Annotated in this window: 10 protein-coding genes; 9 read left to right on the plus strand and 1 reads right to left on the minus strand. The window is 49.8% G+C overall.

What is annotated here, in order from left to right:
* Positions 1-434: 434 nt before the first annotated feature.
* From ABGY95_RS00250 to tal, 5 genes are all read left to right on the plus strand, one after another.
* Positions 435-1,349, plus strand: a complete 915-nt coding sequence (locus tag ABGY95_RS00250) for a sugar phosphate nucleotidyltransferase (RefSeq protein ID WP_347439673.1) — start codon at positions 435-437, stop codon at positions 1,347-1,349.
* 12 nt (positions 1,350-1,361) lie between these two features.
* Positions 1,362-2,330 (plus strand): phosphotransferase, encoded by a 969-nt coding sequence (locus ABGY95_RS00255; RefSeq protein WP_347439674.1) that lies wholly within the window; start codon positions 1,362-1,364, stop codon positions 2,328-2,330.
* Positions 2,331-2,357: 27 nt separating this feature from the next.
* On the plus strand, positions 2,358-3,635 hold the full coding sequence (locus tag ABGY95_RS00260; protein WP_347439675.1) for a hypothetical protein: 1,278 nt from the start codon (positions 2,358-2,360) through the stop codon (positions 3,633-3,635).
* Positions 3,636-3,654: 19 nt separating this feature from the next.
* On the plus strand, positions 3,655-4,533 hold the full coding sequence (argB, locus tag ABGY95_RS00265; protein WP_347439676.1) for an acetylglutamate kinase: 879 nt from the start codon (positions 3,655-3,657) through the stop codon (positions 4,531-4,533).
* A gap of 118 nt (positions 4,534-4,651) precedes the next feature.
* A complete protein-coding gene (tal, locus tag ABGY95_RS00270; RefSeq protein WP_347439677.1) occupies positions 4,652-5,599 on the plus strand; it encodes a transaldolase in 948 nt (315 codons plus the stop codon).
* A 68-nt stretch (positions 5,600-5,667) separates the two neighbouring features.
* On the opposite strand, the gene folP is transcribed toward tal, so the two are convergent.
* Positions 5,668-6,513: a dihydropteroate synthase gene (gene folP, locus ABGY95_RS00275; RefSeq protein ID WP_347439678.1), complete on the minus strand. Its 846-nt coding sequence runs from the start codon at positions 6,511-6,513 to the stop codon at positions 5,668-5,670.
* Between the two features lie 43 nt (positions 6,514-6,556).
* On the opposite strand from folP, the gene ABGY95_RS00280 reads away from it, so the two are divergent.
* The 4 genes from ABGY95_RS00280 (at position 6,557) to mreC (ending at position 11,032) form a co-directional block, all read left to right on the plus strand.
* The gene (locus ABGY95_RS00280; protein ID WP_347439679.1) at positions 6,557-7,198 is read left to right on the plus strand and encodes a hypothetical protein; all 642 of its coding nucleotides are present in this window, start codon (positions 6,557-6,559) and stop codon (positions 7,196-7,198) included.
* A gap of 5 nt (positions 7,199-7,203) precedes the next feature.
* A complete protein-coding gene (locus ABGY95_RS00285) occupies positions 7,204-8,430 on the plus strand; it encodes a hypothetical protein (RefSeq protein WP_347439680.1) in 1,227 nt (408 codons plus the stop codon).
* A gap of 653 nt (positions 8,431-9,083) precedes the next feature.
* On the plus strand, positions 9,084-10,106 hold the full coding sequence (locus ABGY95_RS00290) for a rod shape-determining protein (RefSeq protein ID WP_347439681.1): 1,023 nt from the start codon (positions 9,084-9,086) through the stop codon (positions 10,104-10,106).
* A gap of 122 nt (positions 10,107-10,228) precedes the next feature.
* Positions 10,229-11,032: a rod shape-determining protein MreC gene (gene mreC / locus ABGY95_RS00295; protein ID WP_347439682.1), complete on the plus strand. Its 804-nt coding sequence runs from the start codon at positions 10,229-10,231 to the stop codon at positions 11,030-11,032.
* Positions 11,033-11,171: the final 139 nt, after the last annotated feature.

Genomic DNA, 11,171 nt, shown 5'->3' on the forward strand with positions numbered 1-11,171 from the left:
CATATTTGAAGTCCAGACTCAACAGCTAGCTATGGATTACTATTAATCTATTGTTCGTAACGTGTTATATCAAACACGCTATCTACTACAATAGGCAACCCCATTGCCATGCCTCAGCCCATACCTTCACCTATTGAGTCAGCCGACTATAGCCTTCTGCATCACCACTTCTGCACTCCAAATAGTGTGACTATTAGAAAACAAACACCAAAGAGTACACTCTCTAGCTTTAAGCTGACCTCTTGATGAGAAGTCTCACAAAGTTTTCATATTTTGGGGGAGGCTTAAGTTTGAATATGTAAGGCCTAATGAAACGGCAAAACAAACATTTTAATAGAAACCTTTCTTAAGGCGTCGAATACACGGCTGATTCAATCACTTTTAGATATTATCAGTTCTTCACAAATGACGATTTAGCACTCAGAGTACCGCCCGTGAGCGACTTACACAAAGCCTTCATCCTCGGAGCCGGACTCGGCACTCGACTGCGCCCCCTAACTGAAACACTCCCCAAACCCCTAATTCCATACTACCACGAGCCACTCATAAACCAGGCCTTACGTCACTGCATCGCGGCTGGAGTCGACTCATTTGCCATAAACACGCACCACCTAGCAGAAGAATGGTTACTGGCATTTCCTGATAAGAAATTTGAATCAGCGTCGCTGGATTTCTTTAAAGAATCTGTACTTTTAGAAACTGGAGGAGGCATTAAGAACATCGCTGATTGGATAGGAGATGAGCCTTTACTCGTTTATAATGGCGACATTCTAACGAACTTAGATCTACATAGTTTGATTCTAAACCATCAGTCATCAGGGAATGTGGCTACGCTGGCACTTTTCTCAGATGGGCCGAACTGCAATGTGGCCGTTGAGGGCGACAAAGTGATAGATCTACGCCACGCGCGCGAACTACATCCAGGAACGCACCAATTCACTGGCATCTATATCATCGAGCCTGAAATACTCGATTTAATCCCTGCCAATAAAAAAATTTCTATCGTCCCCGCCTTTCTAGCCCTAGCTGAGCAAGGAAAAATTGGAGCACACATTTCCGATGGGGCCCAATGGAAAGACCTAGGCACTCGCGAAGAATACCTTGCAGCTCACCTAGATCCACAAGGAGTAGAACTACAACCATCGATCCATCCGAGCGCTAAAATTGCGCCCTGCGCTAAAATTGATCTAAATTCCTGTTTCATTGGACCGAATTGTGTGATTGAAAAGGGCGCAAAACTTCGCAACACCATTGTATGGCCATCCGCAAGAGTAGCCGAACAAGCCGTTTTAGACGGTTGCATTGTTCGCACTCAAGCAGAAGGACACCATCTCAATGAAGAGTTCTAAAACCTTTTAGCTATGCCTACAGACACCCTCCTTACCGCAACTCGTGCCCATCTAAAGCTTGAGCCTACGCACTCGGTCATTATTGAACCCATCGTCAAAGGAGGTTCAGGCCGCACCATCGTGCGTATTTTGCCAAAGGGCTTCCCGACCTACATAGGTATCTATTACACACTAGAACGTGCCGATAACGCAAACTATCTCCCCGTTTCAGTATTTCTTAAAAACGCGAGGCTCAATGTGCCTGAAGTCCTTTACGATAACACTGGCCGGCGTTGTGCTTTGATAGAAGACCTCGGTCAAGTCGATCTACTATCGCTAAAAAATGAACCATGGGAAGTACGTGAGCCAGTCTACCGCTCCGCCCTGACCCAGCTCGACAAGCTCTTTTACACTCGCGCCCCAAAAGATCTCGAATTCCAGCCACCCTTCACTTCTGACCTGTATACTTGGGAGCAAGACTACTTTTACGATAACTTTGCTGAAATCTATTTAGGCATGAGTAGTGGGGAAACCGCGCTATTGCGCAATGATCCAGCCATCAAAAAGATGGCTACTTCTCTCGGAGCTTCAGTACGCCATCTCGTGCATCGTGACTTTCAGTCACAGAACATCATAGTAAAAGACAATGAAGCCTATCTCATTGATTTTCAAGGGATGCGCCGTGGCCGTCAGGAATACGATCTCGCTTCACTCATTTTCGATCCCTACATGGAGCACTCCGCCGAAGAACGTGAGAAAATCCTCGATTTGTGGGAAGACGTCAGCGAGGAACGCCCGATCGATGACATATTCAAAAAATGTGCAACTCAGCGCCTTATGCAAGCGCTAGGAGCCTACGGCAACCTTGTCTCAAACAGAGGTGAAGAATGGTTCGAGCAGCACATCCCAGCTGCATGTCGTTTACTTTCTGACGTGATACGTGGTACCGATGTGGAGCACGCCATTCAGCCAGTACTCGATATTGCTAAGGAAAAATACTAAGCCACCAATCAACCAGCCACTTGTCACTTGTCACTTGTCCGAATAGCTCAGGCATTCATTGTACTCATCTCTACTCTGGTGGGTTCTCTGGCGCTATATATATGGCAACCAACTGGCAAACTACTCTGGGTCGACAACCTAGTATCACCAGTCAGAAATGAGATTTTCGCTATTGGAGGAAAAATCGAGGACAGCACCATAGGAGAAACAAGAGACCGAATCATCCGCAAAATAGCCCATCCAGATCATTCGGCTCTGGATTACGTTATCTGTCAAATTGATGATGACCCAGAGCAAGTCAACGCCTTCGGCTTATACCATCCTGCCGACCTTGCCATCACCTTACACAACCTCAAGGATCAAGGGGTGAAACGCATTTTTTTGAGCACTCATCTACACTGGCCTGAGCTGGAGCCAGAAGAAAACAACACGCTAGCCACAGCCATGCGTAGCTTCGACAGCGTGGTCGTCACGGCACCGTTACGGCGCGCTCTCAGCTCTGAGCCCTTGCCCCCATCTTTCATAATGGCCTCTATTCCTGCATCCGAAGTCATCGGTGGTGCTGAGCGATTCCCCGTGGTCAACAGCCTAGGCATTAGCCAGAATATTGACTTCCCAAAGAATACGTACGCTGGCTTCAATGTACTAGAATCAGAAAAGCCCAATGAATCACTACCTATGGCTGCCCGCTGGGGTGACAGGATCGTGTTTTCATCTGTCCTCTTAGCTCTGATGCAGAAGAGTAAAATCACCCCTAACCAACTCATAGTTCACTCTGGTGAATACATTCGCATAGGTAACTCAGGCAATATCATCCCTATAGATTCATTTGGCCATTTCCATCCAGACCCTAATTTTATAGCTAAAACGCCCGCCCGCCAAAGTACCTCAGCTTTAAGTGGAGAATCTAGTATTATTGGTGCTACCCAGAAAAATGCCATTCTCACAGCCACGGGAGTTAAATCCTCCGAATTTGAAGCCATCGGCGATCCTTACTTTAAGCTATCACAGCTAGCCTATACCCCCCGTGTATCAGGCGCTGAGAAATTGAAGCGCCTTCCCATCTGGCTCGAATGCATCCTCGTTGTCGGCATAGCAATTGTATCTGCTTGGCTACTAGCCTACAGCAAACTGCGCCGTAACACGGCATTCCTTATCAGCCTATTCTCCATTTGGTTCATCTTCCTCATTCTCTACCACGCTCTCCAATACTGGAGCCCAGTTTCAATTCATACTCTCACATTGCTCACAGGATGGCTTCTAAGCATCATCCTCGCCAAACCTGCCCACCGAGCACTGGCATAATCCTCATTCATACACCACCATGTCCATCGAAGCCTTTACCGCAAAAGCCGCCACTCTGATCGAAGCCCTTCCATACCTTCAAGCATTCCGGGGACAAACCTTCCTCATCAAAATGGGGGGATCCGCCATGGAAAACCCAGAATTGGTCAAGCAAGTCATGCGTGATATTGTCTTCCTCGAAGTCGTAGGCGTCAATCCAGTCATTGTCCACGGCGGCGGTAAAGCTATCTCAGCAGCCATGGCTGACGCTGGACTCAAAGCCGAATTCATCGGAGGCTTCCGCGTCACTTCACCTGAAGCAATTTCTATCGTTGAGAAAACTCTCACCGACACACTGAACCCAAGCCTCGTCGAGATGCTCCGCGAATTCGGCGGCAAGGCCGTCGGAGTACCAGGTACAGACGTTTTTATAGGTGAGCGGATCAAAGGCATCAACGGCGACGGCGAGCGCGTCGATATCGGCCGCGTCGGTCAGGTCGTTGGCTCCCAAAAAGAGAAAATGCAGGAAGCACTCAATGCGAATATAGTGCCAGTCATCTCTCCGCTCGCCTCCGAACTTGGAACCGGCAAGCCCCTCAACGTCAATGCAGACCTCGCAGCCGCTGCGCTAGCGAAAGATTTACGTGCCGCAAAGCTCATCTATCTATCGGACGTCCCAGGCCTCATGCAAGACCCATCCAAACCTGAGACGCTCATTCCCTCTATCAATCCCGAAAGTGCCTCAGCTCTTATGAACGACGGCACAATTTCAGGCGGCATGATCCCCAAAATTAATTCTGCCCTCGATGCGTTGAACAACGGAGTCGACAAAGTTCACTTTATCGACGGACGCCAAGCCCACTCCCTACTGCTAGAGATTTTCACTAACTCAGGTATCGGCACAGAGATCACAAAGTAATTAAATAAGCGCTCAGATCCTACAGATCATACTCACATCCGCCGTTTAACACTTGCAGCCTTGGTTGCTGACACAGTAACTCGTTGTTGATAAACCCCACATTATATAGACTGACAATATGTCCAATAACCTTAATAGTTTAAAGAAATACACTACAATTGTAGCTGACACTGGTGACTTCGAAGCCATGCGCGAGTACCTACCGCAGGATGCCACGACTAATCCTTCTCTAATTCTTTCAGCAGTCACTAAGCCTAAATACAGACCTTTACTTGATCAGGCCGTCAGTGAAGTCCGAGCTTCTGGGGCTGTCACCACTGAGGCTATCATTGATCGAACTCTCGTTCTATTTGGACTGGAAATTTTAAAGATCGTTCCTGGCCGCGTCTCCACAGAGGTCGACGCTCGACTTTCTTTCGATACACAAGGAACAATCGATAAGGCTCGTGAATTGATTTCCGCCTACGAAAATGAAGGAGTTTCTCGTGATCGAGTACTGATCAAAATAGCATCCACGTGGGAAGGGATCAAGGCAGCGGAGGAACTTGAGAAAGAAGGGATTCACTGTAACCTCACCCTCTTATTCTCGCTCGCTCAAGCTGTCGCCTGCGCAGAGGCTAAGGTGCAGCTTATCTCACCATTTGTTGGCCGCATTTATGATTGGTATAAAGCTAAAACTGGCCAGGAATACACAGGAGCAGCTGATCCAGGCGTCCACTCTGTACAAGAAATTTACAACTACTACAAAAAATTTGGTTACAAGACCGAGGTCATGGGAGCGTCCTTCCGAAATACCAGCCAGATCACTGAGCTCGCTGGCTGCGATCTATTGACAATTAGCCCTGACCTGCTGGAAGACTTGCAAAACACCACAGGTGAAATCGAGGAAAAAATCAACCAGTCCACAGCCAAGCAAAGCGCCATCGCCCGCATGTCTTACGATGAAAAAGCATTCCGATTCGCCCTCAACGAAGACGCAATGGCCTCAGAAAAAACTGCTGAAGGAATCCGTAAATTCTCAGCGGACATCGTAAAGCTTGAGAAGCTGATTGAAGAAGCTTTCTAGCTCACACTTCTCAGCGAGATAAATCACGTCAAAGCCTGCCGAGAAAATCAGCAGGCTTTTTTGGTTCTCTATAGGGAATCCACATTCAACACGGCTTCAGCCATGCGCATCGCCTTGAAGTTTCCCTTAATTTCGTGGACCCTGTGCAATTTAGCACCGGCCATCCGTCCAAGACTCGTCAGAGCTACTGTTCCCGTGTCGCGCTCCTCCGCTGCGTCCAGGCCGAGCACTGAGCCGATCATTGATTTACGAGAAACTCCCAACATCAGAGGTCGATCATTCACTTGCAAGGAGGAGAGCCCGTGAAGGATCTGTAGGTTATGCTCTACCGTTTTGCCGAAACCTATACCTGGATCAAAACAAATCGACTGTGGATTCACTCCTAATTTCACCAGAGTTCTATAGCGTTCTTCAAAAAATCTTCTCACCTCTCGCAGCACATCCTCATACCTAGGTTTGTCCTGCATAGTATCAGGCCTCCCCTGCATATGCATGACAATCACTCCCACGTCTTCTTTCGCACAGACTTTGGACATACTCACATCCCCCATCAGACCTGTGACATCATTGACAATGTCCACACCCTCTATGATCGCTTGGCGCGCAACTTCGGCCTTACTCGTATCAATCGAGATAAGACAATCACTCACCTCTCGTAGAGCACGGATCACCGGAAGCACGCGCGCTAGTTCTTCTTTTTCAGAAATTTTTGGAGCTCCTGGTCGGGTCGACTCGCCACCAATATCGATAATTGTGGCCCCATCCTGCAACATCCCTATAGCATGCCCAACGGCTTGCTGAGGCTCTACAAAGCTACCCCCATCAGAAAAAGAATCGGGGGTCACGTTGAGAATACCCATGATCAGACCCTTCTCTGTGAAGTCGACTACTCGACGTCGTGTTTTCCAGCGCATGATGTTAGTAAGACATTCTACCTCACTCTGGCAAACTGAAAACTTGAAAGCTGACGAAATTATCGCTTACCTACTCGACATGACCACGATCCCTCGCATCCTCACCCTGATGCTCGCTGTCTACGCCTGCCTCCAAACACCGTTGGAAGCGCAAGGAAAAAGCACCAGCAAGTCAAAGCACCTAGCCCGAATTACAAAAAATCGAGATGGCTCGACCACTGAATTTAAGCGTGATCCAGGGAACACAACCTTGGTCAAACGCACCTATGTCGAGACAGCTAATGGCGAGCAAGTAACTCGCACTCGCACGATCTACCGACGCGACAAATTTGGCAACCTCCGCAGTGGCGCCATTTACGATGGGAAAAACACGAAACTTTTCCGCGTGGTATACGGATACCACGCAGACAGCGGCCGACTGATCGCTGAAAACATGTACGACGCCCGCGTCAGACGCACCAACCCAAAAGACCCAAGCAAGGAAGAACCCGTGCGAGCCACTCGCTACCACTACACAGCTCAAGGCGAACGCAGTGCCCCAATCACGTTCACCTCCCAAGCCGGCCGAACATCTGAAGAACTAATGGGTTGGCTCAACCGCAATAAAGATAAAGGCAGCGACCACGACCGCGACCCATTCAAAAGAGTCCCAGTAAATCCGAACGCCAAACCGCTCGGTAAATAGCTTCTATGCGTCCCTACATTCAACTATTCGTCCTCATTTTTGGAGCTCTCTTTTTAGGCTCTTACCTCTACGTTCAGCATACACTTTCTAGAGTCGCGGATGGCGAACCAGTCAAGTCTGCTAGCGCGCAAGAATACATCGTTGAACTAGAGACCGAGCTCGACCAATTGCGCAGAGACAACGCCTCACTGCGTGCTCTGATCGCTGCAGACTCACCGATTGATATAGAGGATGGCTTACTCAGATTCGTCGAAAAAGATCTTAGCCTCAGTTTTCGGACTCCTCCGATTGCTCTCATGCGCAGTGAAGACGCGATGCGTGAAGCTGCTGGACAACTTTGGCTCGGAGCCTTTGGCGAGGTTGGGCTAGAAATCCGCAGCTATGCCTACGACGTGCTAGGCATCCTGCCTCCTAATCAGAACTTTATCGGCCAAATCATCGCCGCCGAGACCACTGGTGCCATAGGAGTCTACGATCATAGTTCGGCAGAAATATTGCTTACCCCACACTATGACAGCGAGAACGTCCACCACCAAGCTGGTCTCATTCGCCTGCTCGCCATCGCGTTACTGGAGCAACACGCACCGCTGCCAAATCCACTCACCGACGACCAATTCTTCAGCTACCTAGCGCTCCACCGCGGCCGTGCCTCCATGCTGCAAGACCGCTTTTACGCCATCCAAGCCCGCAACATTGGCTTCATCGACAGCTCCGCAAGCGTCGAAGCCCAAGAGCTCTTTAGCGCCCTCCCACCACTCGTTCGCTTCATCACCACCTTCCCTAATCAATTCGGCAAAGACTACCTCGCTAGACTACCAAACAAACAAGCCATCGATCTCGCCATTCGCTCGACTGATACTAGCTGCCAAAGTCTCCTTCTAGGCATTCCACCAAGCGAAACTCCATTCACCCCACAGGAAGGCGAATCAATCCAACTCTCCACCCAGCTAGGAGCCCTCACAATCAAAGGCTTCCTCGCTCAGCTAGAACCCAGCGAACAGGAGCTCATAACCGCCCTAAAGGCCTACCACAGCGACACTCTCACCATCAGCACCGAGGGTGGAAAATCAGCCAGTACCAGTTGGACACTCAGCTGGAAGTCTGCCGATTCGGCTGCCGCTTTTCATAAAAAGGCCAAAGCGATCACAAACTCTCTCCCCACACCCCCAAATATCACTCTCGACGGGTTAAACGTCACTTTAAAAATAGAAGAACCCCTAAAGGAATCTTGAAAACTTCAGCAGATGGCACCAGTTTCTCGTCTACTTCTTAACTGCGATCTGGCCCACCTTCTTATCGGTTCACTTTTTCAACGCATCGCCCAGGGATGAACAGCGCTGAGGTTGCAGAATCAGACTAACCAGACATTTTCGAATAAACTTTCCTACCGGCCAAATCGCGAAATTCGTGTGGTTCAAAGAGAGAAATGTTTCTGTGTGCTGAGAACGAGGAAGCCATGTCACGCGAGTCAAGCCGAGCCATCCTCAGAGCTATGTCGTGCGACTCGCACCCTAAAGGGTATTTAGCTTAGATAGGGCCTAAAGGATTTTGCCCTATTTCCTATGCATCGCGGTAGAAAGCTCTGCACCTAACCTAGCTTTTTCCGATTCGTCAAAATACGCGGCATTCATGGTAAAGCTGCTTCATCACTCCAGCCCTTTCAAACTTTTCTCATTTTGGGCGCCGCCCCCCTCGTTCAGGCCGGAAACTGGAGGCATCGCCCCACTATCCGCTTGACCTTGGCGGTTACTGGTAAATAGTCCTACCAGCATCAGAGTATTCTCACTTTTCTTCTGACAGTTAGGCCACGTGACCTGCGTAGCATAATGATGGCTCAGGCCGCACCCTTTTCCCATTTTTAGCAATTCATAACTTTTAAACATTAATGTTCGCAAAATTTTTTGGCTGGCGCTCCCGAGATATCGGGATCGATCTAGGCACTGCAAACACACTCGTAACCATTAAAGACCAAGGCATCGTGCTGCGTGAACCCTCTGTTGTTGCAGTCAAAGCGGGTACTAACCACGTGCTAGCTGTGGGTGACGACGCCAAACGCATGCTCGGCCGTACTCCAGGTGACATCGTTGCGATCCGCCCTCTCAAGGATGGGGTCATCGCCGACTTCGAAGTCACAGAAGCCATGCTTCGCCACTTCATTCGCAAGGCAAACAACCGACGCCGCTCTAATCCACGTGTGGTGATAGCGGTGCCCTCAGGTATCACCGAGGTGGAACGCCGTGCTGTGCGGGAGTCTGCTGAGCAAGCTGGCGCACGTGAGGTTTTCCTCATCGAAGAGCCAATGGCAGCGGCAATTGGCGTGGGACTTCCGGTACAGGACGCATCAGGAAATATGATTGTCGACATCGGTGGTGGCACAACTGAGGTCGCTCTGGTCTCGCTCGCTGGTATTGTTTACAGCCGATCAGTCCGCACCGCTGGTGACGAAATCGACGAAGCCATCATTTCCTACATGAAGCGCGCCTACAATCTGATGATTGGTGAGCGCACTGCTGAAGAGATAAAGATCCGCCTTGGCTCAGCCTACCCACTTCCAAAGGAAATCACTATGGAAGTAAAGGGCCGCGACCTCGTTGCGGGGCTTCCTAAGACGATGAAAATTTCTTCTGAAGAGATCCGTGAAGCAATCTCTGACCCAGTGGCGACTATCATAGATGCTGTCCGGACGACGCTTGAGCGCTGCCCACCAGAATTGGCTGCAGACTTGGTTGACCGTGGACTCGTTCTCGCTGGTGGTGGAGCTCTACTCAAGGGGCTCGACAAACGTCTCAAGGAAGAAACCGGGCTGCCGGTTCATATCGCGGACGATCCCCTCAGTGCCGTGGCCGAAGGAACAGGAAAGTCTCTACAAGAGATCAATCTTCTGCGCCGCGTGACCAACATGGACTAACTTTTCTACAAAGCCACAAGACTTTGCTAACTAGACCTTCCATTTTTGACACTCAGCTAGACGTCGAGCGTCTCAATGTCTCAGGTCAATCCAAATCGCGTGGTCGATATAATTCGTAGCACATGAAGCCACTGAATCTCATCACCCTTCTTTTATTCCTTGCGGGAGTCGCCTGGGCGCTAACTCGCAGCGAGGAAGGTGTGCGCCAGATTCAGCGGACCTACTACGCAGCCGTCGGCCCATTTTTAAAGAGTGGTGCCACTTTAGAGACCAAGGCGAGAGCCTTCACCGACGAAGTAGAACACTCAAAGACAGTCATTGCCAAGCTTGATGCGGCAGAGGCTGAGCTGGTGAAGCTTCGTACTGAAGCGTCCCACCTTCGAAAGCTCGAAGAAGAAAACATTCAACTACGTTCTGCGCTCAAGTTCCAGCAACGTTCCCCTTTCAGCGTAAAAGCTGCAAAACTCATACGCCGCAAGCCTGCGACATGGTGGGAGACCATCACCATAGATCGTGGGCTAGAGCATAAGGTGGAAGCCCAGCTTCCTGTGCTCGCTGCAGAAGGCCTCGTTGGCAAGGTAGACCGACCGAACAACGAGACCTCCACCGTGATTTTGCTGACTGATGAGAAGTGCCAAGTATCTGCAAAGATAAAAGGATCTCAAGAAGTTGGCATCCTCAGCGGTCAGCGCGCGCAACATGGAGACACACCAATGCTCCGTCTGCGCTATCTGTCCAAAGAGGCTAAGATAAAACCCGGATCCACTGTCGTCACGACAGGCCGTGGCGGACTCTTTCCCGCTAATATCAACCTCGGTACCGTTGTGTCTTCAGAGGTGGGTGCTATTGATGCGGAAGCACTGGTGAAACCTGCAGTAGACTTCGCGGCCTTAGATACCGTATTCGTCCTGCTCGGGCATCAGTGAACCAGTGATTCGATACCACATTAGCCTCTTCATTCTTGTATTGGTTGCCTGCATATTGCAGCAATTCATACCTGCTGTGACGGCCTTGTTCGATGCTCGTATACTGCTGCTGCATCTTGTATTCCTTTGTAGTGCCGTC

It is taken from the genome of Rubritalea sp., from assembly GCF_039830215.1.
GTDB lineage: Bacteria > Verrucomicrobiota > Verrucomicrobiia > Verrucomicrobiales > Akkermansiaceae > Rubritalea.

Coding starts and splice junctions, on each gene's coding strand:
- ABGY95_RS00255 (WP_347439674.1), top strand. CDS start 1,362: ATGCCTACAGACACCCTCCTTACCGCAACTCGTGCCCATCTAAAGCTT.
- argB (WP_347439676.1), top strand. CDS start 3,655: ATGTCCATCGAAGCCTTTACCGCAAAAGCCGCCACTCTGATCGAAGCC.
- tal (WP_347439677.1), top strand. CDS start 4,652: ATGTCCAATAACCTTAATAGTTTAAAGAAATACACTACAATTGTAGCT.
- folP (WP_347439678.1), bottom strand. CDS start 6,513: ATGCGCTGGAAAACACGACGTCGAGTAGTCGACTTCACAGAGAAGGGT.
- ABGY95_RS00285 (WP_347439680.1), top strand. CDS start 7,204: ATGCGTCCCTACATTCAACTATTCGTCCTCATTTTTGGAGCTCTCTTT.
- ABGY95_RS00290 (WP_347439681.1), top strand. CDS start 9,084: ATGTTCGCAAAATTTTTTGGCTGGCGCTCCCGAGATATCGGGATCGAT.
- mreC (WP_347439682.1), top strand. CDS start 10,229: ATGAAGCCACTGAATCTCATCACCCTTCTTTTATTCCTTGCGGGAGTC.